At 72.0% G+C, this 24825-nt stretch carries 21 protein-coding genes; 7 read left to right on the top strand and 14 right to left on the bottom strand.

Features of this window, described 5'->3' with window-relative positions:
• Window positions 1–66: 66 nt before the first annotated feature.
• The 3 genes from ACYVIP_RS23925 to ACYVIP_RS23915 all read right to left on the bottom strand — a co-directional run bounded on the left by ACYVIP_RS23925 (window position 67) and on the right by ACYVIP_RS23915 (window position 3185).
• Window positions 67–1407, bottom strand: coding sequence for an FAD-binding oxidoreductase (locus ACYVIP_RS23925; protein ID WP_460400014.1), 1341 nt, complete (start codon window positions 1405–1407; stop codon window positions 67–69).
• Complete coding sequence (locus ACYVIP_RS23920; protein WP_460400012.1) at window positions 1404–2219, bottom strand: sulfurtransferase; 816 nt, start codon at window positions 2217–2219, stop codon at window positions 1404–1406. The genes ACYVIP_RS23925 and ACYVIP_RS23920 overlap by 4 nt, the downstream gene beginning before the upstream one ends.
• Before the next feature lie 75 nt (window positions 2220–2294).
• On the bottom strand, window positions 2295–3185 hold the full coding sequence (locus tag ACYVIP_RS23915; RefSeq protein ID WP_460400010.1) for a LysR family transcriptional regulator: 891 nt from the start codon (window positions 3183–3185) through the stop codon (window positions 2295–2297).
• A gap of 157 nt (window positions 3186–3342) precedes the next feature.
• Here ACYVIP_RS23915 and ssuE point away from each other — a divergent pair, with 157 nt between their 5' ends.
• On the top strand, window positions 3343–3900 hold the full coding sequence (gene ssuE / locus ACYVIP_RS23910; RefSeq protein ID WP_460400008.1) for an NADPH-dependent FMN reductase: 558 nt from the start codon (window positions 3343–3345) through the stop codon (window positions 3898–3900).
• A 58-nt stretch (window positions 3901–3958) separates the two neighbouring features.
• On the opposite strand, the gene ACYVIP_RS23905 is transcribed toward ssuE, so the two are convergent.
• A complete protein-coding gene (locus ACYVIP_RS23905; RefSeq protein ID WP_460400006.1) occupies window positions 3959–4780 on the bottom strand; it encodes a DUF1684 domain-containing protein in 822 nt (273 codons plus the stop codon).
• A gap of 78 nt (window positions 4781–4858) precedes the next feature.
• Window positions 4859–5296 (bottom strand): MarR family winged helix-turn-helix transcriptional regulator, encoded by a 438-nt coding sequence (locus ACYVIP_RS23900; RefSeq protein WP_460400004.1) that lies wholly within the window; start codon window positions 5294–5296, stop codon window positions 4859–4861.
• 70 nt (window positions 5297–5366) lie between these two features.
• Between ACYVIP_RS23900 and ACYVIP_RS23895 the strand changes: the two genes are divergently transcribed.
• Window positions 5367–6314, top strand: coding sequence for an NAD-dependent epimerase/dehydratase family protein (locus ACYVIP_RS23895; protein ID WP_460400002.1), 948 nt, complete (start codon window positions 5367–5369; stop codon window positions 6312–6314).
• 70 nt (window positions 6315–6384) lie between these two features.
• Here the strand turns inward: ACYVIP_RS23895 and ACYVIP_RS23890 are convergent, their stop codons facing one another.
• Together ACYVIP_RS23890 and ACYVIP_RS23885 are read right to left on the bottom strand one after the other, a co-directional pair.
• Complete coding sequence (locus ACYVIP_RS23890) at window positions 6385–8199, bottom strand: hypothetical protein (protein ID WP_460400000.1); 1815 nt, start codon at window positions 8197–8199, stop codon at window positions 6385–6387.
• 88 nt (window positions 8200–8287) lie between these two features.
• The gene (locus ACYVIP_RS23885) at window positions 8288–9184 is read right to left on the bottom strand and encodes a hypothetical protein (protein WP_460399998.1); all 897 of its coding nucleotides are present in this window, start codon (window positions 9182–9184) and stop codon (window positions 8288–8290) included.
• A gap of 308 nt (window positions 9185–9492) precedes the next feature.
• Between ACYVIP_RS23885 and ACYVIP_RS23880 the strand changes: the two genes are divergently transcribed.
• The 3 genes from ACYVIP_RS23880 (at window position 9493) to ACYVIP_RS23870 (ending at window position 12455) form a co-directional block, all read left to right on the top strand.
• Window positions 9493–10014 (top strand): EF-hand domain-containing protein, encoded by a 522-nt coding sequence (locus ACYVIP_RS23880; protein WP_460399996.1) that lies wholly within the window; start codon window positions 9493–9495, stop codon window positions 10012–10014.
• 51 nt (window positions 10015–10065) lie between these two features.
• Entirely contained in the window at window positions 10066–11490 is a 1425-nt protein-coding gene (rox, locus tag ACYVIP_RS23875) for a rifampin monooxygenase (protein WP_460399994.1), read from the top strand.
• 83 nt (window positions 11491–11573) lie between these two features.
• On the top strand, window positions 11574–12455 hold the full coding sequence (locus ACYVIP_RS23870) for a bile acid:sodium symporter family protein (protein WP_460399992.1): 882 nt from the start codon (window positions 11574–11576) through the stop codon (window positions 12453–12455).
• Between the two features lie 38 nt (window positions 12456–12493).
• Here ACYVIP_RS23870 and ACYVIP_RS23865 read toward each other — a convergent pair whose 3' ends face one another.
• The 3 genes from ACYVIP_RS23865 to ACYVIP_RS23855 all read right to left on the bottom strand — a co-directional run bounded on the left by ACYVIP_RS23865 (window position 12494) and on the right by ACYVIP_RS23855 (window position 17800).
• On the bottom strand, window positions 12494–16354 hold the full coding sequence (locus ACYVIP_RS23865) for a S8 family peptidase (RefSeq protein WP_460399989.1): 3861 nt from the start codon (window positions 16352–16354) through the stop codon (window positions 12494–12496).
• A gap of 133 nt (window positions 16355–16487) precedes the next feature.
• The gene (locus tag ACYVIP_RS23860; protein WP_460399987.1) at window positions 16488–17465 is read right to left on the bottom strand and encodes a hypothetical protein; all 978 of its coding nucleotides are present in this window, start codon (window positions 17463–17465) and stop codon (window positions 16488–16490) included.
• Complete coding sequence (locus ACYVIP_RS23855; RefSeq protein WP_460399985.1) at window positions 17462–17800, bottom strand: PadR family transcriptional regulator; 339 nt, start codon at window positions 17798–17800, stop codon at window positions 17462–17464. The genes ACYVIP_RS23860 and ACYVIP_RS23855 overlap by 4 nt, the downstream gene beginning before the upstream one ends.
• A 117-nt stretch (window positions 17801–17917) precedes the next feature.
• On the opposite strand from ACYVIP_RS23855, the gene ACYVIP_RS23850 reads away from it, so the two are divergent.
• Both ACYVIP_RS23850 and ACYVIP_RS23845 read left to right on the top strand, forming a co-directional pair.
• The gene (locus ACYVIP_RS23850; protein WP_460399983.1) at window positions 17918–18790 is read left to right on the top strand and encodes a GNAT family N-acetyltransferase; all 873 of its coding nucleotides are present in this window, start codon (window positions 17918–17920) and stop codon (window positions 18788–18790) included.
• Window positions 18791–18824: 34 nt separating this feature from the next.
• Window positions 18825–19835 (top strand): aldo/keto reductase, encoded by a 1011-nt coding sequence (locus ACYVIP_RS23845; protein WP_460399981.1) that lies wholly within the window; start codon window positions 18825–18827, stop codon window positions 19833–19835.
• Window positions 19836–19962: 127 nt separating this feature from the next.
• Here ACYVIP_RS23845 and ACYVIP_RS23840 read toward each other — a convergent pair whose 3' ends face one another.
• The 4 genes from ACYVIP_RS23840 to ACYVIP_RS23825 all read right to left on the bottom strand — a co-directional run bounded on the left by ACYVIP_RS23840 (window position 19963) and on the right by ACYVIP_RS23825 (window position 24812).
• Window positions 19963–21156: a metal-dependent hydrolase family protein gene (locus ACYVIP_RS23840; protein WP_460399979.1), complete on the bottom strand. Its 1194-nt coding sequence runs from the start codon at window positions 21154–21156 to the stop codon at window positions 19963–19965.
• A gap of 80 nt (window positions 21157–21236) precedes the next feature.
• Window positions 21237–22487: an alpha/beta hydrolase family protein gene (locus ACYVIP_RS23835; protein ID WP_460399977.1), complete on the bottom strand. Its 1251-nt coding sequence runs from the start codon at window positions 22485–22487 to the stop codon at window positions 21237–21239.
• 68 nt (window positions 22488–22555) lie between these two features.
• The gene (locus tag ACYVIP_RS23830) at window positions 22556–23215 is read right to left on the bottom strand and encodes a response regulator transcription factor (protein WP_460399975.1); all 660 of its coding nucleotides are present in this window, start codon (window positions 23213–23215) and stop codon (window positions 22556–22558) included.
• Between the two features lie 10 nt (window positions 23216–23225).
• Entirely contained in the window at window positions 23226–24812 is a 1587-nt protein-coding gene (locus ACYVIP_RS23825) for a sensor histidine kinase (RefSeq protein ID WP_460399974.1), read from the bottom strand.
• Window positions 24813–24825 lie beyond the last annotated feature (13 nt).

Raw genomic sequence — 24825 nt, 5'->3', positions numbered from 1 at the left:
GTGACGGTATTCGTGGGGTCCAATGATGTTTTCCGATGTCCAACCATCGGGAATCGTCATCGATGACTAGACGGCCTTACCGGGGTTCAGTACGCCGGCGGGGTCGAACACCGCCTTGACCCGCCGCTGTAGGTCCAGCACCGGCTCGCCGAGCTCGGCGGCCAGCCACGGCCGCTTGAGCGTGCCGATCCCGTGCTCGCCGGTGAGCGTGCCGCCGACGGCCATGGCGTGCTCGAAGATCGCCGCGACCGCCTGGTCGACCTGGTCGGGCGGCGCGCTGTCGGCCAGCACGATCGGGTGCAGGTTCCCGTCCCCGACATGCGCGAACACGAAGATCCGCACGCCGGTTCGGCGGCCGATCGCGGCCACCTCGGCGACCGTCTCGGCCAGCCGCGACCGGGGCACGGCGATGTCCTCGATCAGCACCCGGCCGTGCCGTTCGATCGCCGGCAGCGCCGCACGTCGGGTGGCCACCAACCGGTCGGCCACGGCCGGGTCGGTGGTGGTCTCCAGCGCGGTGGCCAGCGGCGCCAGCACCCGTTCGGCCTCGGCCAGCTCGGCCTCCGCGCCGTAGCCGTCGGTCTGCAGCAACAGCAGGACCTCGCCACGGGTGTGCAGGTCAGAGCCCTGCGCCTGGTCGATGGCGACGAGCGTGGCCTGGTCGAGCAGCTCGGCGGTGGACGGCCGCAGCCCGCGTCGCTGCACGGCGCTCACCGCGGCCACCGCGTCCCGCGCGGTGGCGAAGAACGCGCTGGCGGTGGCCGTCGTGACCGGCCGCGGCGAGAGCCGCAGGGTGGCGCCGACGATCACCCCGAGGGTGCCCTCCGAGCCGACGAGCAGCCCGGTGAGGTCGTAGCCGGCGACCCCCTTGAGGGTGCGGCGACCGGTGCTGACCAGCGTGCCGTCGCCGAGCACGGCGTCGACGGCGAGCACGGCGTCGCGGGTCACGCCGTACTTCACACACCGCAGCCCGCCGGCGTTGGTGGCGATGTTGCCGCCGATCGTGGACAGCGCCGCGCTGGCCGGGTCGGGCGCGTAGCGCAGTCCGTGCGCGGCCGCGGCGGCGTCGAGGTCGGCGGTGATCACCCCTGGCTCGACCACCGCGATCGCCTCGTCCTGGTGCAGCGCCACGATCCGGTCGAGGCCGGACACGTCGAGCACGATCGACCCGGCGCCCGCGACCGCGCCACCGGCCACCCCCGACCCCGCGCCCCTCGGCACGACCGGCACGCCGTGTGCGGCGGCGTAGGCGACGGTGTGCCGGACGTCGTCGACGCTCGTGGCGAAGACGACCAGGTCGGGCAGCCCGTCCGGGACGACGCCGGAGCGGTCGACCGACGCCGTGGTCAACTCGGCCGGCTCGGCCGACCACGAGGCCAGCGCCGAGGTCAGCGCCCGGTGGCTCATATCGCGACCGGCCGGTCCGGGTGGCTGGACCACTGGGACCACGAACCGGGGTAGAGCGCGGCGTCGATGCCCGCGATCCGCAGCGCGGCGATCGTGTGCGTGGCGGTGACACCGGAGCCGCAGTACACCGCGACCTGGTCCCCCGGCCGCACGCCGAGCCCGGCGAACCGCCGGCGCAGCGCGTCGGCCGGCAGGAACGTGCCGTTCTCGGACAGGTTCTCGCCGGTGGGCGCGCTGACCGCGCCCGGGATGTGCCCGGCGCGGGGGTCGATCGGCTCGACCTCGCCGCGGTACCGCTCGCCGGCGCGCGCGTCGAGCAGCACGCCGTGCGCCGGCCACGCGGCCGCGGCGTCGATGTCGATGGTCGGCAGTTCGCCCTGGGTGAGGGTCACGGTGCCGGGATCCGGGGTCACCTCACCGGTCTCCAGGGGCAGGCCGGCCGAGATCCACGCGGCGAGTCCGCCGTCGAGCAGCCGCACGTCGGGCAGGCCGGCGGCGCGCAGCAACCACCACGCGCGGGCCGCCGCGAGGTTCCCGCTCACGTCGTAGGCCACGACCGGGTCGCCGTCGTGCACGCCCCACGCCCGGACCGCCGCCTGCAGCGCGGCCGGGTCGGGCAGCGGGTGGCGGCCGTCGCCCGGTTCGGGGTGCGCGGCCAGGGTGGCCTCGAGATCGACGTAGACCGCGCCGGGAATGTGCCCGGCGGCGTGCGCCGGCCGGCCGTCGGGGGTGCCGAGTTGCCAGCGAACGTCCAGCAGGCGGATTTCGTCGATCCGGGCGTTCAGCTCCGGTACGGAAATGGTGACGGTCACGCCGGAATGCTATGCCGGAAATACCGTGACCCACCGTTTCGAATTCCCGATGACCACCCATCGGAAATCGTGATGTCACACCGCGAGCCGGCGCACGTTGTCCGCAGGCCGCGCCCGGTCGGCGAAGAAGTCCCGCAGCGCGCCCAGGGCCGCGGCGACGACATCGTGTTCCAGTCCCCGGCGGGTCGCCAGATGCACGCCGATCTCGCCGAGGTCTGGCAGGTGCGCGCACTCGGTGAGCCAGTCCGGGGACGCGCCCGCGCTGGGCAGCACCGCCACGCCGAGCCCGGCCCGCGCCGCGGCGATCACCCCTTCCAGGCTCGCGGACTCGACGGTCACCTCCACCGGATGACCGAGGTCGCCGAGGCGTTGCAGGGCTCGCCGGCGCATGCCGCACGGCTCCCGGTAGGCCACCACCGGCAGTGGCTGACCCGACGATGGCCACACCATGTCGACCGACGCGTACCAGCGCAACGGCAGTGAGCCGACGAGCTCGCCGTGCGTGTCGCCGGAAAACCCAAGCAGGATCGCGAGATCGACCACCCCCCGGTGCACGAGATCGGTCATCTGGGTCGATCTGTCCAACTGGAACTGCACCGACCAGCCGGGATAGGCCTTGCGCAGCAGGGAAAGCAGGCGCGGCAGCACCTGCTCGGCGGCGGTCTCGGTGGACCCGATGACCACCGACTGCCGCCGTTGGGTGGTGAGCCGGTCGAGTGCCTCGTCGTGTACCGCGATGATCCGGCGCGCCTCGACCAACAGCCGCTCCCCCACCGCGGTGAACCGGGCGTACCGGCCGTCCTTGCGCACCAACTGTTCCCCGAGCCGTTTCTCGAGCAGCCGCACATGCTGGCTGACCGTGGGTTGGCTCAGGTGCAGTGCGCCGGCAGCACGCCCGAACCCGCCGTATTCGGCGATCGCCACGAAAGTGCGCAGCTGCACCAGATCGAGCACGTCGTTGGTCATACGCCCTGCTCACGCCAGTAGGAGAACGGACACCACCAACACTACGTAGCCGGGAAATCGCCGGGCAACGGCCGACGCGGTGGCTCCCACATCGCGGAACCGCTTCCCACGTGTGCCTACGATCGACCCAGACCGCGTGTCACCCGAGGAGGTTCGGTTGTCCTCGATCGTTGTGTTGTCCGGCAGTCCGTCCGTCACGTCCCGTACCGCCGCTCTCGCCGACCATCTCGCCGTCCGGCTGGGCGGGGACGGTCACACCGTCGACTCCGTCCGCGTCCGCGACCTGCCGGCCGAACCGTTGACCACCGCCGACACCGCGCACCCGGCCATCGCGAAGGTCGTGGCCACCATCGCCGGGGCGCACGGTGTCGTGGTGGCCTCGCCGGTGTTCAAGGCCGCCTACAGTGGACTGCTCAAGCTCCTGCTCGACCTGTTGCCCCAGTTCGCGTTGGCGGACAAGGTGGTGCTGCCGGTCGTCACCGGCGGCAGTCGCGCCCACGTGCTCGCCATCGACTACGCACTGCGGCCGGTGCTGTCCTCGCTCGGCTCCGACCACATCGTGCCCGGCTGGTTCGTGCTGGACCAGCACATCGAACGCCTGCCCGGCGGTATCCGCCTCGACCAGGAGACCGCGGCCACGCTCTACCCGCTCGTGGACGGGTTCTCCGCAGCGGTCCGGGCCAGGGCGTCCCGATTACTGGAAGAGGTGTCCTGACGGCTGGGCACGCTCCGCGAGGTGGGCGTGTCCATAATGGACGCCAGGGTGACCTCGGTCACGGCTCGCGCCGCTGTTCGTGGGGCAGGAGTTCGCCCGCGGTGACCGCGAACGGCAGGTGGTTGCCGGCGGGCGGCAGCGGGCAGGTGGCGAAGTCGGTGAACGCGCACGGCAGGTTCTTCGCCCGGTTGAAGTCCAGCAGCACCGTGCCGTCCTCCGCGCGGTCCACCTCCAGTGCCCGGTTCGCGGCGTAGGTGGTGACGCCGCTGGTGGCGTCGGTGAACAGGATGCTCAACCCGTCGCCGCGGCGGCCGTTGAAGGCGGTGAGCGTGTGGGTCACCCCGTCGTGGGCGAACCGCACGACCCCGGGCGAGGTGTAGACGTGGCGGAGGCCCTCGACCACCGCGCCGACGGTCACCGCGCGCGGTGAGTCGAACGCCTCGAACCGCCCCGGCAGCACCCACGCCGGGTCCGGGTCGTAGGCCGGCACGCCCGCGAACGCGGCCAGCGTCGGCGCGCTCGGGTCGTGCACCCGGATGAGGTAGCCGGACCGGCGGGCGACCTCGATCTCCACCTCACCGGTCGCCACCCGGACGCCCGCACCGCTGTTCACCAGCTCGAACCGGTGCACGCCGGTCACCGGTTCGCCGTCGACGGTCAGCGCCGCACCGTCCGGGTCGACGTAGGCCGCGTCCTGGTCCTGCCACCACCTGCCCGGCGCGCCCGGATAGGCCTGTGGCCGGTCGGCCAGCCAGTCGAGCGACACCAGCGCCAGCCAGCCGTACGGGTGGGCCAGTTCCCGCTCCCTGGCCACCTTCCACTGCTGCCACTGGTGCACGAAACGCGTGGAGTCCGCGTACTGCGTCCTGTTCGTGCTCATCGTTCCTCCGCTCCTCACTGCGAGCATGCGGCCACCCTCGGCCGGCGGGCAACGCCGATCGCATCGTGGGACGGGGAATTACGGCTTGTCGTCCGGCTGGGTCACCAGCGTCCGCAACGAGTTCCGCAGGGACCGCACCGCCTGGGGGGTGAGCGGCCCGAGAAACGCGCGCTCGGCGGCGCCGCTGGCCTCGGTGGCCAGCCGGAGGGTGTCCTGTCCGGACTCGGTGAGCTCGACCACGTTGCGGCGCCGGTCCTCGGCGTCCGGGTGGCGGGAGACCAGGCCCTTGGCCTCGAGGGTGTCCAGCATCGCGACCATCGTCGTGCGGTCGATGCCCAGCCGGTGGGCCGCCTGCTGCTGGGAGGTCGGCTGGTGACCGGCGACGGCGAGCAGCACCCCCAGCTCACGCCCGTCGATGCCGTGGGGCGCCAACGCCTCGGTGGTCAGCTCGGCCATCCGCAGCTGGGCGTGCTTGAGCAGGTAGACCAGATTCTCGGTCAGCTCTGTCCTGGACACCCGCCGACTCTATCGCTAACCTGATCGTCAGTAGAACTGACAATCAGTGAACCGACAGATTGGTAGTGCGATGATCTTGGTTACCGGGGGTCTTGGGTTCATCGGCTCGCACACCGTCCGGGCGTTGCTCGACCTCGGCGAGGGTTGTGTGCTGGTCCAGCGCCGCGCGGCCGAGGTGCCGGCCGAGCTCGCCGACGAGCAGGTGGCGGTGGAGCGGGCCGACATCACCGACCTCGACGCGTTGCTCGATGTCGGGACTCGACACAAGATCACCGGCATCGTGCATCTCGCGGGCTCGATGCCGTGGCCGCCCAGTGCCGACCAACCCGTGGAGGACACCCGGCGGGCGTTGGGCGGGCTGCTCAACATCGTGCGGGCGGCACAGACCTGGGGCGTGTCACGCGTCGGCGTGGCGAGCACGATCGGTGTCTACAGTGGCCTGACCGACGATGGCCCGCTGCGCGAGGACCTGCCGTTGCCGATGGCCTCACCCCACCTGATCCCGGCGTTCAAGAAGATCGGCGAGTTGCTCACCGACCATCTCGCTGGCGCGACCGGCATCGAGATCGTCAACTACCGCATCGCCGGCATCTGGGGCCCGCGCGAGCCGCATGGCGCGTTGTTCTTCCCCGCCCCCGAGCTCGTGCACGCCGCGGCCAAGGGGATCACGCCGGACCTGTCGGCGCTCGCCGGTCCCGCGTACGCGGAGGACGCGATCGACCTGTGCTACGTGAAGGACTGCGCCACGGCCATCGCGCTGCTGCAGCTCACCGACCGGCTCAACCACCGCACCTACAACGTCGGCTCCGGTCGCGCGACGTCCAACGCCGAGATCATCGCCGCGCTCCGCGCGGTCGTCCCCGACGCCGAGGTCGACCTGCCGACCGGCGGGACCGGGCACCGGAGCTACCTCGACATCACCCGGCTGCGGCAGGACACCGGCTACCAGCCCGCCTACGACACCGAACGCGCGACCGCCGACTACGTCGCCTGGCTGCGCGCGGGCAACGAACGCTGAGCACGCGGTGCACCCGCACAGCACTGTGGGGCACCGATCACGTCGGTGCCCCACAGTGTGATCGAGATTTCTAGACAGCCAGGCCGGACCACGCGTGGTTCCACGCGGTCGCGACGGCGTGCGCGACGCCACCGTTGCCAGCGTCACCGGAGTCGCCCCCGGTGGTGTGGCTGGCGTTGGCGGCGTGGCCGGAGTCACCGGTCATGCCGGTGTCGCCGGAGTCGCCGGACCCAACCACCACAGTGGACTGGTCACCGTTGTCGTGGTGGCCCTTCCAGTGGTGGCCGTTGCCCTTACCGGAACCGTTGCCGGCACCGGTGACCGCCGTGTTGCCGCCAGTGGCCCCGGAGTCGCCGGAGTCACCGGTGTTGCCCGACACCGCGACGTTGTCGCTGCTGGCGTTGCCGCCAGCACCGGTGTCGCCGCCGTTGCCGGCGGTGGCCGTCGCGGAGGTGTCACCGTCGGCGGTCGCGTCACCGGTCTCGCTGGTGCCGTTGCCGCCCTTGTGGTGCCACCCCTTGCGGTGCTGCTCGGTCATCGCGTCACCCGAGTGCGCGGAGTTGGACCCCGTCGCCATCGCGTGTGCCATGCCGCCGTTGCCAGCATCACCGGAGTTGCCGCCGGTGGTGTGGCTCCAGTTCGCGGCGTCGCCACTGTCGCCAGTGGAGCCGGTGTCACCCGAGTCGCCGGAACCGACCACCGTGCTGGACTCCTGGTCACCGTTGTGGTGGCCGCCCTTGCGGTGGTGGTCCCAGTTGTTCGACTCGCTGCCGAGGTTCAGCACGAACGCGGTGTTGCCACCGGTCGAGCCGCTGTCCCCGGAGTTGCCGGAGTCACCGGACACCGCACCATTGCTGCTGCTGGCGTCGCCGCCAGCACCGGAGTCGCCGCCGTTGCCGGCGGTCGCCGCCGCGGAGGTGTCACCGTCAGCGGTCGCGTCACCGGTCTCGCTGGTGCCGTTGCCACCCTTGTGGTGCCACCCCTTGCGGTGCTGCTCGGTCATCGCGTCACCCGAGTGCGCGGAGTTCGACCCCGTCGCCACCGCGTGCGCCATGCCACCATCACCAGCATCACCGGAGTTACCCCCGGTGGTGTGGCTCCAGTTCGCGGCGTCGCCACTGTCGCCAGTGGACCCGGTGTCACCCGAGTCGCCTGAGGACACCGTGGTGTTGCATTCAGCCAGCACGCACAGCCCGAGGGCCGAGTTCCCACCGGTCGACCCGGAGTTACCCGAGTTACCGGTGTTGCCCGACACCGCACTGTTGTTGCTGTCAGCACTGCCACCAGCACCGGAGGTTCCACCGTTACCGGCGGTCGCGTCCGACGAGGTGTCGCCACCAGCGACCGCGTCACCGGAGTTGGTGTCGTGGTCGCCCCGGGCGCCGTGCCCACCGGTCGTGGCGTCGCCGGAGTGCGCCGAGTTGGCACCCTCCGCGACCCCGTGCGCGTCGCCACCGTTGCCGGCATCACCGGAGTCGCCTCCGTTGGTGTTGCTGACGTTCGTGGCGTCGCCACTGTCCCCTGTGGACCCGGTGTCACCCGAGTCGCCTGAGGACACCGTGGTGTTGCACTCCGCCAACACGCACAGCCCAAGAGCCGAGTTCCCACCGGTCGACCCGGAGTTACCCGAGTTACCCGTGTTGCCCGACACCGCACTGTTGTTGCTGTCGGCACTACCACCAGCACCGGAGCTCCCACCGTTACCGGCGGTCGCGTCCGACGAGGTGTCGCCACCGGAGGTGGCGTCACCGGACAGGGTTGAGCTGACCGAGGTGACCACCCCGTTCAGGCCCAGTGGATCCGAGCCGGTGTCCGCACTCGCCACCGCGCAGCCCAGCAGGACGAACCCGCCGGACATCGCCGCGACGGTGAGTCCGCGTCGCACTATCCTATGCATTGCGTTCCTTCTCTCATCCCTTACAGAAATCGACCGTCGAACCGACGATCGCTACCGCTGTGGTTGACGAGAAGCGCTAGCTGGGACAGGCTGGCCGGTCGTAACCGAACCACGGATGCCCGGCGATCGTGTCGGGCGGACTTCGACCACTGCCGTCGTCGTCCGCCAACGAGGAACCTGGCGATGACACCACCACGTCCCCGCCGTGCGAACCACCGGAGCCACCGACCGAACCACTGCCACCTGGGGCGGCGTTGATCGGAACGACGGGAACTCCCGGCGTGTCAACGGGGTTGGCCGGCCCGAGGTGCCACGTCAGGTCGGCGGCACTCGCGTGCCCACCGTCCCCATGCGACGCTTCGGGTGCGTCCGACCAGCGGATCACCTCGGGTACCACCTTCGGCGAAACGGTCACGGCCCGTATGGGAGCCGGTTCCGGCCGCGGTTGCGCCCTTTCTGGCGACACCGTGCTTTCCGACCCGGTGTCGGTGATCTCCGACACCACGTCCGTCGTACCCGTGGCCTCGGAAATCGGCTCCACCACGGGATCCGCGGCGTTCAACAGCGGCCCGACCACTGGCTCGGTCACCGGAGCGACCGTGTCCAGTACCGGTGTCACGGTGGAGACCACCGGCTGCAGGATCGGCTCGACGATCGGCTTGACCATCGGCTCGACCATGCCGGCAACCGGTTTCACCACCGGCGCGAGCGCCTCGCTGCCGGCGTGTACCACCGGCGACAACCGCTCGAGTACCGGCTCGACCGCGTCGGTCACCGGTGACAACACCTCCGCCACCGAATCGACCACACCCGGCACCGGCCGTTCCCGGTCCGGCCGCTGGTCATCCGCGCTCGCGTTGCCGGCCATGACCAGCGCCAACAACCCGAACCCGAACAGGAAACCCACGCTCGTGCCGACCCGTCGCAACAGGACAGCCAGACCGCTGATGGAACTCTCTGTGTAGACCTTCATCCACTCACCCCCTTCCAGACTCCGGTCTTACCCAGTACCTGTTCTTCGTTCCCGCGGGCGGTGGAGTTGGGTCGCGAACAGATCTTTCTGGGGGACGCCAGGTCAGGACGGTCAAACGGGCTGGATGAAGGTCGGCGCCGTATCCGCCGGACGGTCCAGTGGGCAGCGCGCACTGCACCGAGGTGACGTGTCGCAAGTGGATCGGTTCAGCGCTCTACCGACCGTAGCTCCGGTTTCACCCGCTGGTGCCTGGACATGCCCCGGCTGGCGCATTGCCCTTCTCGCGTTGCTGGACCAGTTTTGCCTGCATGGCAAGCAACTTGCAGCAACGGAAGACCGCCATCGTGTTCACCGCGATGGACGTGAACGGCGACGGTTACCTGGAACGCGCGGACTTCGACGCGCTGGCCGACCGCTGGGTGAGCATTCGGGGCAAGACCAGGGCCGACCGGCTACGCGAGATCATGGTTGGCTGGTGGACGGTGCTGCACGCGGCGTCCGACCAGAACCGCGACGAGAAGGTCACGCTGGGCGAGGTGCTCGCCACCGTTGAGAACCTGGGCACCATGCTGGACCTCGTGGCCGCCACCGCCACCTCGATGTTCGAGGCGGTCGACCAGGACGGCGACGGGCAGGTCTCGGCCGAGGAGTACGGCCGCATGATCCACGCCTGGACCGGTGACGACGCACCGACCGAGGCCGGCTTCGCCCGCCTCGACCTGGACGGCGACGGCGTGCTCTCGAAGGCCGAGTTCATCCGCCACTGGGTGGAGTTCTGGGCGGGCGACGACCAGAACGCCCCCGGCACCTACATGTTCGGCGACCTCTAGCGGCACTGTATATCGCTTGCGGCACACCCCCGGGACGCCAGACTGTGGTGCATGTTCGATGTGATCATCGCCGGGTGTGGGCCGACCGGCGCACTGCTGGCCGCCGAACTGCGGCTGCACGACGTGCGGGTACTGGTCCTGGAGAAGGAGACCGCGCCCGCGTCGTTCGTGCGCATCGTCGGCCTGCACATCCGCAGCATCGAGCTGCTGGCCATGCGCGGCCTGCTCGAACGCGTTCGAGCACACGGAAGACAGCGTCCGGCCGCCGGTTTCTTCGCTGGCATCGCCAAACCCGTGCCGGCGGGCCTGGACTCCGCGCACGCCTACCTGCTCGGCATCCCGCAGCCGGTCATCGTTCGCCTGCTCGAGGAACACGCGATCGAACTGGGTGCGCTGGTCCGGCGCGGCGGCGCGGTGACCGGGTTCACGCAGGACGACGACGCGGTGACCGTCGAGCTGGCCGACGGCGAACGGCTGCGGACGCGTTACCTCGTCGGCTGTGACGGTGCGCGCAGCACGGTGCGCACACTGCTCGGCGTCGGCTTCCCCGGCGAGCCATCGCGCAACGACACGCTGATGGGCGAGCTGGCGGTAAGCGCGCCGCAGGAGGAGATCGCCGCCACGGTGACCAGGATTCGCGAGACCCAGCAACGGTTCTGGCTCCGGCCGGCAGGCGATGGCGTCTACAGCGTCGTGGTCCCCGCCGAGGACGTCCGCGACCACACGGAGCCGCCCACCCTCGAGGAGTTCAGCCAGCGGCTGCGCGCCATCGCCGGAACCGACTTCGGCGTGCACTCCCCGCGCTGGCTGTCCCGCTTCGGCGATGCCACCCGGTTAACCGAGCGATACCGGGTCGGGCGGGTGCTGCTGGCCGGCGACGCGGCCCACATCCACCCGCCCACCGGCGGCCAGGGCCTGAACCTGGGCATCCAGGACGCGATGAACCTCGGCTGGAAACTGGCCGCCCAGATCCGCGGCTGGGCGCCGGAAACCCTGCTGGACACCTACCACACCGAACGTCATCCGGTCGCCGAGGACGTGCTGGACAACACCCGTGCCCAGATGGAGCTGTCGTCCACCGAACCGGGCCCGCGGGCCGTGCGCAGGCTGCTCACCGAGTTGATGGACTTCAACGAGGTGAACCGCCAGCTGATCGAGAAGATCACCGCGATCGACCTCCGCTACGACTTCGGCGCCGGCCCCGACCTGCTCGGCCGCCGCCTGCGCGACCTCGACCTGAAGCAGGGCCGCCTCTACGACCACCTCCATCGGGGCCGGGGCCTGGTGCTCGACCGCACCGAACGGCTGACCGTCCAGCGCTGGTCGGACCGCGTCGACCTGATCGCCGATCCCACCGCGGCGCTGGCGGCCCCGGCCGTCCTGCTCCGCCCCGACGGCCACCTCGCCTGGATCGGCGAGGACCAGCAGGGCCTCGACGACCACCTCGCCCGCTGGTTCGGCACGCCCGCCAACTAGACAACCAGGGCAATGCGCAGGAAGCGGGCATCGGCCCCCTTGGCGGACACTGGGAGCGCACCTGTCACGAAGGGCGACTCGACATGGGACCGATCCTCACCGTGCTGCTGCCGGCCACGCTCGCGGTGGTCATGCTCGGCCTCGGCCTGACGCTGACCACCGCCGACTTCACCCGGGTGCTCACCGCGCCCAAAGCCGTGCTCGTCTCGCTCGGCTGCCAGCTCGTCGTCCTTCCCCTGCTGTGCTTCGGCATGATCGAACTGGTCGGCCTGTCACCGGTGTTCGCGGTCGGCATGATGATCCTGGTCGCCTCGCCCGGTGGGACGACGGCGAACCTGTTCAGCCATCTGGCCCGTGGCGACGTCGCGCTGAACGTCACGCTGACCGCCATCAACTCGGTGGTCGCGGTGGTCACCCTGCCGCTGATCGTCGGCCTGTCGATGGACCACTTCCTCGCCGACGACGCGAACATCGGCCTGCAGCCGGACAAGCTGATCCAGGTGTTCGCCGTGGTGCTGGTGCCGGTCGTGGTCGGGATGTGGCTCAACCGCGCCTATCCCCGGTTCTCCGCCCGGATGCGCGGGCCGGTGAAGAAGATCTCGGTGGTCGTGCTGGTGATCATGTTGGTCGGGACCGTGGTGCAGAACCGGGAGACCATCTTCTCCAATGTGGACACCATCGGCGGGGTCGCGCTCGCGCTGACCGTGCTCAGCTTCACCATCGGCTACTGGGCGCCGAAACTGGCCGGGGTGAGTCGCGAACAGTCGATCGCCTCGGCCATGGAGATCGGCGTGCACAACGCGGTGCTGGCGATGGCCGTGGCCGCGTCGGTGTTCGACAGCCTGGAGATGGTCATCCCGGCGGCGGTGTACGGCACGCTGATGTTCCTCCCGGCCGGGCTCGCCGCCCTGTACTTCGCCCGCAAAGATACCGGCGTGGCGCGAAAAGAGCCGGTCGCGCCGTGAGGTGGCGGGCGCGCCGCCCGCCACCCCACCAACCGTCCCTAGTGGAGCCGGTAGGCCCGCTGCACGGTCTGCTTCACCGTGTTTCCCTTGGTGTCACTCGCTTCCGTGCGGAGCCAGACATAGCCGCTGGTCCACGGATGCCACAGCAGCGCGGTGTACGTGCCGTTGCCAAGCGGGAAGGTGAGCGCGGCCTGCCAGGTCTTGCCCTCGTCGGTCGAGTACCTGACCGACATCCGGTTCACCTTTCCGCCGCCGAGCGACCCGTACGCCGGTGCGGCCGACACCGTGATCTGGTGCGGCACCCCGGCGCGCGCCCGGTTCTCCAGGTCGAGGCCGAGCGCGTACCTGGTCTGCAACAACGGTTCCACCCGGCAGAGCAGCGTCGCCGGGCGGACGCAGTCGGTGTCGTCGACCGATCCGGAGGTGAAGGTCCACTCGTTGTCCACCCTCGGCGACATCGTGCGCACCAGCTTGCTCGGACCCTGCCAGTCGGTCTCCGGCAACACGAAGGTGCTCGTCAGCCGGTAGCCGACCGGCTCGTCCGGCAGGAAGAACGACGGCACCTGGCTGCCGTTGGACGGAATCTCGGTCTCGCCGCCAGGGCCCGTCCGGTACAGCCGGTGGGTCATCGGGTAGGCACCCCAGTCCACCGCTCCATAGTGGCCGGTGGTGGAGTCGGTGAGGTAGGGCGTGGTGTACAGCTCACCCGCGCCGCTGCGCTGGAAACCCGCGTACCCGTCGATGCTCTCCGGTGACGTGGCGGCGATCGGACCGGCGAACCAGTCCTCGACCGGCCCGTGGTAGGCGTGCTCGGTCTCCTGGGTGAAGTTGCCGTCGCCGCCGTCGGCCGCGCGCAGCGAGGTGTCCCGGCTCCACTTCTGGTTCGCCACGACCGGGCCGACGTAGGTCTCGATCTCGGCCGGCGCCTGCAGGTACAGGTAGGGGTTGGTGCTGGACGATCCTCGGTCGCCGGTGCGGTGGCCCCACCACCACTGGAACATAGCCAGTCCGTCGACGTCGGCGTGGAAGCGGCTCCTGCTGCGCTTCAACGACGCCTTGTCCACCTGCCGGGTCACGTCGGCCTGGATGCCCGCGGTGGTCGCGTAGTTCAGCACGTACATGGACTTCGGATTGCGCTGTACCTGAAGGTCCAGCCTGCCCTTGCGGTTGGCCACCGCCCGCAGCCGCTCGCCGTCGGCGTTGGTGACCGACAGCACCGGGATCGGCACATTCGTGCCAGGGCCACGCGAGTAGGGCGCGTCCGTGGCCAGACCACCGGCCAGATCCAGGTACGGCACCACGACGCGGGCGCCGGCGGCCGCGGCGTTGCGGGCGGCCAGCAGCGCGAGCTCGCGGGCCTGGTTGACCCCTCCCCTGCCGATCGCGTCCGGTGTGGACAGTCGGACCAGCGCGGCCTTTCCGTTGACGTCGACCGCGTCGAAGTCCGCCGCGCTCCCCTCCCCCGCGTACACCAACGGCAGCTTGTGTTTGCCGGCCAGGTCGCGGGTGACCAGATAGGGGTCGAACTGCGGGGTCACCGGCACGCCGCCGGCCGCCATGGTCACGAACTCCGTGCCGAGCACATAGTGCTGCTGGTACAGCAACACGCCCCGCTTCGGCGCCGCCACCGGCGTCACGAACACCTCGGCGTCCTCCATCGGGGACAGCACGGTGGAGCTGAAGATGCCGGAGATGTTGTCGCCGTCGCGCGCGTAGATCTCCATCTGCCGGCTGTAGGCGTAGGTCCGTTCCCTGGTCCGCGCGTCCGACGACACGGCCTCGCGGGCGTCCAGCGTGATGGTCAGCTCCTCGGACACCGCGAGGTTCGTCTTCGCCAGCATCGTCATCCGGTGCTTGTCATGGCGGATGTCGGCCAGCGTGTGCAGCACCGAGTAGTCGCCAGCCGGCAGGTCGAACTCCCAGTCCCCCGCCGCCGTCGCCGTGCCCCGGAACAGGGTCGACGGGTCCTGGAACGGGTCGTTGGGGGTGTGCTCGGTGGCCGCGGTGTCCCGCAGCGCGTACAGCGGGGCGGTGGAGAACTCGGGCGTGACCTGGTCGCCGTCGCTGTTGACGACCCGCGCGGTCACCTTCACCGTCGTGGCGTTCGGATACGGCGTGTACCAGCTCACCGGGGTGCGCAGGGCGACACCGGCCGCGGTGGCGGTGAGGACTCCGCCGTAGACGCCGGGCTCCCCGACGGCCGGGTCCACGGTGAGCAGCGCGTCGGCCGTGCCGTTGGCCGGGATGGTCAGCGTGCTGTCGGCGAGGGTGGCCGCGCCGTCCCGGCCGTCCCAGCCGGTGGCGGTGTGGGCGAGGTCGACGGTGACGTCGGTGTCGGTGGCGTTGGTGTAGGTCAACGTGGTCTGCCGGGGGCCGTCCGCCCGCGCCACAGTGCCGATGCTGACCGGAGACGGTCCGCTCACGCCGGTGAGTCCGGCGACGGCCGCCGGCACCTCCAGCCGGCCCGCACCCTGCGCGAACACCGTGCCGCCGACGCCGACCGCGGTGGAGGTGAGCGCGTTCTTCAACTCGGCCGGGGTCGCCGTCGGCCGCGCCTGGCTGAGGATGGCCGCGGCACCGGCGACGTGCGGCGAGGCCATCGAGGTTCCTTGCAGACCAACGTACTTGGCCTCCGGCGGCACCTCGGGGAAGCCGTCGGTGGCCCGCGCCGCGACGATGCCCACCCCCGGCGCGGTGATCTCCGGCTTGACGCCGCCGTCGGCCAGTCGGGGTCCCCGGCTGGAGAAGACGGCCTGCGCGTCGGACTTGTCGACGGCGCCGACGGTCAGCGCGGACCGCGCCGCGGCCGGCGAGCCGATCGCCACGTCACGACCCGCGTTGCCGGCGGCGACCACGAACAACGCGCCGGTCTCCTCGGTGAGCGCGTCGACGGTCGCGGACATGACGTCGGTGCCGTCGGAGGGCAGGTCGCTGCCCAGGCTCATGTTGATCACCGAGGCGCCGCCGCGCGCGGCCCAGGCCATGCCCTCCAGGATCCAGGAGGTCACGCACGCGCCGTACTTGTTGCACACCTTGGCGTTCACCACGTCCGCGCCCGGCGCGACGCCCTTGTTCCTGCCTCCGGACGCGGCGCCGGTGCCGGCGATCGTGGACGCCACGTGCGTGCCGTGGCCGGCGAAGTCGTTGGCGTCCGTCTCATCCGGCACGAAGCTCCTGGACGCCGTGACCTGGTCCTTCAGGTCCGGGTGGGTCGCGTCGACGCCCGAGTCCACGACGGCCACGGTGGCGCCGGTGCCGTCGTGGCCGTTCGCCCACGCCTCGGGGGCCCCGACCTGCGGCACGCTCTCGGCCAGGTTCAGGCGCAACACCCGGTCCAGGTGGATCGAGGCCACGCCCCGGTCCAGGTGGGCGCCCGGGGCGTCGATCCCGTGCCAGAACTGCTCGGTCCTGGTGTGCGGCACCGTCAGCGCGGCGCCGTTGAGCGCGGTGAGCGGGCGGGCCGGGCCGGCGGCCGGCAACGCGGCGGCCCGCACCCCCTCGCGGTAGACCACGATCAGCGGCAGCGCGTCGGTCCGCGCGTTGGTGAGGCCCTGCTCGATGAGTCCGGTGACGTTGAACAGTTCCCGGTCCACCGTGCCGGCCTCGAGGTAGGGGCGGACGTCGGTGGGGATCACGTACCGGGACTCGCCGACCCGTTCGGTGACGAAGTCGGCGGTCATGGCGTCCGGCCTGCCGACCGCCTGGATGGTGATCTCCGGTTCGGCGCCCGCGCGTTCGGTGTAGGTGACCACGTCACCGGTGACCAGGGTGATCTCCCGCGCGGAGGCGGCGGCCAACCCCTCGGCCGGGAATGGGTTCTCGACCGTGGGTGGGGACGGCTGCGCGGCCGCCGTGGTTGCCGTGGCCGTGGGCAGGACGACGAGCGCACTCGCCGCCACAGCGAGTGCTCGCCACCGATGTGCGAGGCGCATTGGCGAAGACCTCCGGGGAGGGGAACGTTGCTGCGCCAATCATGTGGTCCGGGACGGGGACACAGAAGCCCTCGCCGTGGCGTGAACTGGACATTGACCGCTATCCGCCAGACCGGCCGGGCACCCGGCGCGGCAACCCGCCGAGGCCGAGGAGCACCGCGACGGGCACGGTGTAGCAGACCGCCGCCACCACCAGCAGATGCGCGTCCCGTGGCAGCAACAGCGTGAGCACGCTGACCAGGACCGGCACGCAGAGCACCAACGCAGCCCGGCGGCCGGTCCGCGTCCGCCCGCCCGCGGCCGCCACCGCACCGGTGACCAGCACCGCCAGCGCCACGGTCCAGATCATCAGCTCGCCGGCCCCACGCGCCGCGATGACCTGGGTGATCGGGAGGTCCACCAGGCCGTAGGTGTCGAAGGTCTTCATCACCAGCAGCGCGCTGGCCCCGACCGCCATGGCGAGCAGCACGATCCGGGGGCCGTCCACCAGTTCCCAGCCGCGGGCCGGGCCGGGCGACCAGGTCAGCGCGGCGGCGACCACCGCGCCCAGCAGCAGCCAGCCGGCGTCGGCGACCACCGAGTCCCAGTAGACGAGGTACCCGGGCACGGGGGCGAGCAGGAAGCCGGCGGTGGCCAGCCACGCGCCGACCGCGGCGGCGCGGCGCAGCCGCGCCAGGCTCAACACCGCCACCACGATCCAGGTCCCCCACACCAGCGCGTGCGGGATGTCGATGATCACCCTGTCCCACGACCACGGCGAGCCCGACCGCAGGTAGCCGGCCAGCCAGTCCGCCACCGGGACGGCCCCGGCCAGCAGTGCGACCGGACCGAGCAGGCTCACGATCGCGAGCACGTCCCGGTGGTCGATCCCGCCGTCCGCGCCGACCACGCGTCGCAGGTGCAGGCGCAGCGCGCCGCGGAGCAGGTCCGCGGTCTCGGCTCGGCTGGGCCGGGTGCGCTCCCCGGCGCCGGCCAGCAGGACGTCGAGCATCTCCGTGCCGTGGCGCTCCCGGTGGTCGCGCGGGTACCAGGACAGCAGGCGCTGGTAGCGCTTGGCCAACTCCGTCGATTCCGTCACGCTGTTCCTCCCGAGAATCGTGCGCGCAGCCGTCGCTGGGCCGCGCGGGTGTGTGCCCGCAGTTTCGCCACCTCGGCGGCCAGCCGGTCGGCGCCCGGCTCGGTCAGCCGGTAGTAGCGCCGGAGCCGGCCGTCCACGACCTCTTCCCGGTCGACCGCCACCCAGCCGTCGACGCTGAGCCGGTCCAGCGCGGCGTACAGCGTGCCTGCCTGCAGGGTCACCCGGCCTTCGGAGATCTCCTCGACGTCGCGCAGGATGCCGTAGCCGTGCTGGGCGCGCGCGGCCAACGCGGTGAGGATCAGGAAGGTCGGCTCCCGCAACGGAGCGTTTGTCATGATCGTCTTTATATACCGATCAGTTGACTATGGCAAGCTAGCTCCTCGGCGGCTTCGTCGCGCCCCGTGCCTAATTCGGTTGGCCAACCGAATCCAGGCGCTGGATAGTTCGCGGGCATGGCGACGGTGTTGGGCAATCCGGGAATCGACGAGCTGCCATCGGCGGTGCACGCGCTGCGGGACTGGCAGCACGACGGGGCGCCGGCGCAACTGCATCCGGGGGATCTCGGCTGGTTCTGGCGGTTCGGCGCGGCGGCGACGGCCGCGGCGGTGCGGACCTGGAGCCGGGACGGGCGGCTGCTGGCCGTCGGCCTGCTCGACGGACCCGACCTGTTGCGGCTGACGATCGCGCCGGCCGCGCTGCGCGACGAGGAGCTGGCGCGGCGGCTGGTCGAGGACCTGGCCGAGCCCGCGCGCGGCGTGCTGCCGGCCGGCAAGGTCGCCATCGAGGCGCCGAGGGGCGCGCTGGTCAAGGACCTGCTGTTCGAGCACGGCTGGCCGGCCACCGACGAGCCGTGGACGCCGCTGCGCCGTGATCTCTCGACACCGGTGCCGGCTCCCGGCGTGCGGGTCGAGGTGGTCGGGCCGGCGCGGGCGGCGGAGTGCGCGGCCGTGCTGCGGGCCTCGTTCGACGGGTCGACGTTCACCGCCGAGCGCTGGCACGCGATGGCGACCGGACTGCCCTACCCCGACGCCCGATGTCTGGTCGCCTACGACGATCGGGACAACGCGGTGGCGACGGTGACGGTGTGGTCGGCCGGTGCGGGACGGCCCGGGTTGCTCGAGCCGATGGGCGTGCACCGCGACCATCGCCACCGCGGTCACGGCCGGGCGATCACCCTGGCCGCGGCGGCCGCACTCCGGGAGCTCGGCTCGTCGAGCGCGTTCGTGTGCACCCCGAGCGCCAACGTCGGCGCGGTCCGCACCTACCTGTCGGCCGGATTCCAGCCCCTCCCCGAGGTCCGGGACCAGTACCGCGATCACGCTTGACCTGGAGCGCGCTTCGGGTCGCAGACTCGTCGCCATGGAAACCACGACCCTCGGCCAGTTCACCGTCAGTCGCCTGTGCCTCGGCGCGATGCTCATGGGGGCGGAGACCCCCACGCCCGAGGCGCACCGGATCCTGGACCGGTTCCTCGACGCCGGCGGCACCTTCATCGACACCGCGGACACCTACGGCGACGGAACCTCCGAGCGTGTCCTCGCGCCGTGGCTCGCCCGCCACCGCGACGACGTGGTGCTCGCGACCAAGGTCCGGTTCTCGGTGAGCGACCCCGGCGGCCAGGGCCTGTCGCCCGAGCGGATCCGCGCCGCCTGTGACGCCAGCCTGCGCCGGCTCGGCGTGGACACCATCGACCTCTACCAGGTGCACGGCCCGGACCCGGCGGTGCCGATCGAGGACACCCTGGCCGCGCTCGACGAGCTGGTGCGCGCCGGCAAGGTCCGCGCGCTCGGCGCGTCCAACTTCCCGGCGTGGCTGCTGGCCTGGTCGGTGGCCGCGCAGGATCGCGAGGGCTGGGCGCCGTTCGTCAGCCTGCAGCCGCAGTACTCCCTGGTGGAGCGGTCAGCCGAGCTGGAGCTGCTGCCGTTCTGCCGCGCGGCCGGGCTGGGCGTGCTGCCGTGGGGGCCGCTCGGCGCCGGTTTTCTCACCGGCCGCTACCAGCGGGACGCGATGCCCGACGGCCGGATCACCCGTGCCCCCGCCGACCTGGAGGAGGCCGCCCACCGGCGGGCGACCGAGCGCAACTTCCTGGTCCTCGACGAGCTGACCGCGTTCGCCGCCAAGCACGACCGGCCGGTGGCGCAGCTCGCGCTGGCCTGGCTGCTCGCGGTGCCGGGGGTGACCGCCCCGATCGTCGGCCCGCGCACCCTCGACCAGCTGAACGACCTGGTTGGCGCCACCGAGATCGAGCTGGACGACGACGATCACGCCCGGATCGCGGCGCCCGCGCCGCCGCCAGCGGTCGCGCCGCACCGGATGCTGCGCGAGCAGCTCGACCTGGCGGACGTCCCCACGGTCCGCCGGCGCACCTGACGCCTCCCCAGCGCCGGTCCCGCGAGTCCGCAGCGTTGGACTCGCGGGGCGGGAGCGTTGGACTCGCGGGGTTTGTGGGGTGGCGAGTCAGCGACCAGGCGGCTCGCCGGCGGCCCCAGCCAGGTCCTCATGCGCACTCGGCCACCGGCTCCCCGGCCTGGATGACCGTGCGCTCCTCGCCCCACAGCAGCGCCGGGTTCGCGAGCGGGTCGCCGTCGATGACCAGCAGGTCGGCCGCGCAGCCGACGCGCACGCGACCGAGGTCGGGCCGGCCGATCAGGTCGGCGTTCACCGACGTCGCCGAGCGCAGCGCGGTCACCGGGTCGTCCACCTCGACCTGCAGGCGCAGGCCCTGCAGCTGCTCGTTCTGCAGCGCGCCCATCAGGTCGGTGCCGAAGCCGACGCGAACCCCGGCCGCGCGGGCCAGCGCCACGGCCCTCGCGCCGGCCTCGAGCACCTCGATGTTCTTCTTCGCCGAGACCGGCGCCAGCCCGACCTCCGCGCCGCGCCGGTTGAGGGCGTCGTAGGTGGCCAGGGTCGGCACGAGGAACGCGCCGTGCTCGGCCATCAGCGCCGCGGTCGCCTCGTCCATAAGGTTGCCGTGCTCGATCGAGCGCACGCCGTTGCGCACCGAGTGCCGGATGGCCTCCGGCGAGTACGCGTGCGCGGCGACGTAGCTGCCCCGCCGGCCGGCCTCGTCGGTGGCCACCCGGATCTCCTCGGCCGAGTACTGCGGCACGCGGATCGGGTCCGACAGCGACATCACCCCGCCGGAGGCCATCATCTTGATGGCGTGCGCCCCGTGCCGGAACCGCTCGCGGACCGCGACCCGCACCGCGTCCACGCCGTCGACGACCTCGGTCATGTGCGCCTGGCAGCCGCACACGTCCATGTCCACGCCGCGCGGGTCGCCGTGCCCGCCGGTCTGGCTCAGCGCCGCGCCGGTGAACAGGTACCTCGGTGACGGGATGAGGCCCTCGTCGATCGCCTTGGCCAGTCCGGCGTCGCCGCCCGCGACGTCGCGCACGGTGGTGAACCCCCGGCGCAGCGCGGCGCCGAGCCTGCGGGCGCCGACCAGCGTGACGTAGCTCAGCGGCCGGCCCTCGATGGCGAGCATGTCCAGGGAGATGCCGTAGGCGTGGAAGTGCGCGTCGATCAGTCCGGGAAGGACGGTGCCGCCACGGGCGTCGATCACCCGCTCGGCCGCGAAACTCCCGCCGATGTCGACGATCCGGCCGTCCTCGACGTGCACCGGCCCGTCGACCAGCTCGGCGGACTCACCGTCGAACACCGCCGCGTTGATCACCGACAGGCTGCTCATGCGCACACTCTCCTTTTCGGACCGGGTACCCCCGAACCTAGCCGTCTCCGTGATCGCACCTCAGGAGAACGTGACGCAACTCAGCCACAAGTACGTGCCCGGTCAACACAGTGAGGCGCGGGGACCAGGTGGGCGTCGGGGTGGGCCGGGGAGTCGGCGTCGAACAGTGTGGTCTGCTGTCCGCGCAGGTGCAGGCCGAAGAACGCGGCGAGGTAGGCCCGCTGCGCGGCCAGGCTCCGCCCCGGGTCCACGGTGCCGATCGCGGCGGCCAGCCGGTCGGCGGGCAACGGGTGCCGGCGGTCGATCTGGGGCAGCAGCACCTGGGGGTCGGCGAAGCTCATGTGCTCGGCGGCCGGCAGGTAGACGTCGCGCTGCCAGCCGGTGGAGTTGGCCCAGAACGCGGCCCAGTCCGGCGCGTGCCGGTGGTTGTGCGGGTGGGCGTCCTCGCCGCTGGTCCCGCCGCCCATGAGCAGGAACGGCCGGTCGACGCCGAGGGTCGCCGCCTGGCCGTAGTCGGGGTCCATGCTGCCGTCGAGGTTGGCGCCGGCGTCGATCCGGTCGTCGGTCAGCATGGTCTCGGCGGTGGTGAACCCGCCCATGGAGTGGCCGAACATGCCGATCCGCGACAGGTCGAGGGTGTCCCCGAGCCCGGTCGGCAGGGGCCGGTGCGCGTTGTCGGGGTTGCCGCCATCGGCGAGCACGCGGAGCTGGTCGAGCACGAAGCTGGTGTCCCGCACCCGTTCCCGCATCATCAGTGCCCGGTCGACGCCGCCGGCCGGCAGCTCCACCCGGTCGGGGAACTCCACCGGCCCGGCGTAGGTGTGGTCGACGGTGACCACGACGAAGCCGCGGCTGACCAGGTCCTCGACCAGCGTGGTGCCCAACGCCCTGGACTGGCCGCCGCCCGGGGAGTAGACCACCACCGGGCGCCGGCCGGGCAGCGCGACCGCGCCTGCCTTCGCGTGGGTCCTGGTGCCGGCGAAGTCGGCGACGCCGGGGTCGAGCCCGACCGCCCCGGAGGTCTGGTCGAGGTGGGCCGCCGCCCCCGGGGAGAGGTGGTGGGTCGGTTGCGACGGCGTGGGCCGGGCGGGATACCACAGCGACACCATCAGCTCACGCGGCCGGCCCGGTGGGGACGCCCAGGGATCGGTGCGGTCGTGGTCGATGAGGTGCAGGTCGGTCGTGCCAACCGGATGGTGGCCGGTCGGCCGGGGCAGGCTGAGCGGGACGAGGTCCTCGGTCGGGCTCGCGCCCGCGGTACCGATCAGGCCGGTCACCGCCAGCAGTCCCGCGCACAGCGCCGCCACGACGCGCCAGTTCTTCGTTGTCATGCGACCAGGGTCGCGATCGCGGCGGCGCCGGACATCTGTCGAAGGCCGCCGACCGGACCAGCCGAAAGTCATAGACCGCGCTCGACCAGACCGGCCTCGTAGGCGATGATCGCCGCCCGCACCCGGTTGGGCACCTGCAGGCGGCGCAGGATCGCGGAGACGAACACCTTCACCGTGCCCTCGACCACGTGCAGCCGGCTGGCGATCTCCGCGTTGGGCAACCCGTTGCCGACCAGCGCCAGCACCTCCCGCTCGCGCGGGGTGAGGCGGTCGACCAGCTCGCGGGCGCGCACCGCGCCGGACACGCCGCCGGTGTCCAGCCGCTGGATCGCCCACCGCGCGATCTTGGGCGACAGGTACGCCGCGCCGTCGGCGACGGCCCGGATGCCGGCGAACAGCTCCCGTGGATCGCCGGACTTGAGCAGGAAGCCGCTGGCGCCGCCGTCGAACGCGCGCGCGATGTGCTCGTCCTCGGAGAACGTGGTCAACATGAGCACGCCGGTGGCCGGCATGGTGCGGTGGATCTCGGCCGCCGCCGACAACCCGTCCAGCCTGGGCATCATGATGTCGAGCAGCACGACGTCGGGCCGGTGGGCGCGCACCAGCGCCACCGCCTCGTGCCCGTCGACGGCCTCGGCGACCACGGCGACCTCCTGGTCGGCGTCGAGCACCGCCCGGATGCCGGCTCTGGTCAGCGGCTCGTCGTCGGCCAGCACCACACGGATCACCACAGGTCCCTCACTCCGAGTCGGTGGAGATCGCGCTGCGCGGGACGGCCGCCTTGACCACCAGCCGGTCGGCGACGAAGCACAGCCGGAAGAACAGCTGGTCGTCGGTCTGCGCGCGCGACCAGTAGTGCTGGCAGTCCGCGCCGGCCGGCGGCGCGGGGAGCATACGTTCCGGATCGCCCAGGATCTGGAACGGGGGCAGCCGAGGGTCGACCTCGACGCGGGTCGCGCCAAGCGGGATCCGCTCGAACACCGCCGGGTCGAGCGTGTTGTTCGCGCCGACCATGGCGTAGAGCGCCAAGCCGAGCACGGCGACCACGGTGGCGGCCAGCACCGGCACCCGGACCGCGCCGGCGAGGTGGCGCCGGGCCGCGCCGCGTTCCCGGGCGCCGGTCGAGTCCGCTGGCGGCTCGGCGGGCGGTTCGGCGGGAGGTTCGGCGTACGGGAGGGCCGCGACCAGGGCGTATCCGTCGGCTCGTGGGCCCGCGGTCAGCGTGCCGCCGAGCAGCCGGACGCGCTCGGCCAGGCCCACCAGCCCGTAGCCGCCCCCGGCGCTGTCGGCCGGTGCGGTCGCCGGGCCGTTCAGGACGGTCACCGTCGTGCTCGCCGGCCCGTGGGCGAGCCGGACGGTGACCGGCGCACCGGGCGCGTGCCTGGCCGCGTTGGTCAGGCCCTCCTGGACCACCCGGTGTGCCGCCCGCTCCACCGCTGCCGGCAGCTCCCCCGCCGCCGGGGTCCACTCGACGTCCATGCCGGCGTCGGCGGCGCGCTCGATCAGCCCGGCGAGGTCGACCCGCTCGTCCGCCCCCGGCTCACCGTCTGGCCGCAGCATGCCGATGATCTCCCGCAGCCGCTCGGTCGCCGTCGCCACACCGGCCCGCAGCTCACCGGCCGCGGCCCGCTGGCGCTCCGGCAGGTCCGAGGACACCTCGAGCGCGGCGGCGCGCAGCGCGATGAGTCCCCACTCGTGGCCGAGGGAGTCGTGCATGTCCCGCGCGATCCTGGCCCGCTCCCGCAGCCGCGCCTGGTCGATCTCCAGTCGCCGCTGGCGTTCCAGCAGCGCGGCCCGCTCCCAGCCGGCGGCGGCCAGCTCGGCCCGCTGCCGCCGGTAGCAGCCGGCCAGCCACGGCACCAGGACCCCGACCAGCAGGATCAGCACCAGGAGGAACCAGTCGTAGAGCCCGAACAGCAGCCCGAAGCCGCCGCGCGCCGAACTGTCCGCCAGCAGGCTGACCGGCAGCCCGGCCAGCAGCACCGCGCCCAGCGCGACCAGCACCGGGCCGGTGTCGGCCAGCCGCCGCCCGGTGCGGAACCCGAACACCGCGGCCGCGAGGAAGGGCCACCCCCAGGCCGGGTTGGTGACCGTCGGCGCCAGCACCAGCGCGGGCACCACCGCGCAGGCGACCAGCACACACAGCGTGCCGACCGGGAACCGGTCGAAGAACACCACCGCCGCGGTCAGCACCAGACCGCCGCCGGCCAGCTCCAGCCAGCGGACGACAGTCTCGGCGGCCTCGGAGGTCGCTGCCTCCAGCACGAGCGGGACCGCCAGCGCCAGCCACAGCGCGACCGCCGGCCGCGCGACTACACCCAGCACCCGGCGAGGCTAG

This window comes from Actinophytocola sediminis (assembly GCF_054779715.1).
Note: the sequence above shows the minus strand (reverse complement) of the source record. Positions and strands in the feature narration are given on the sequence as shown.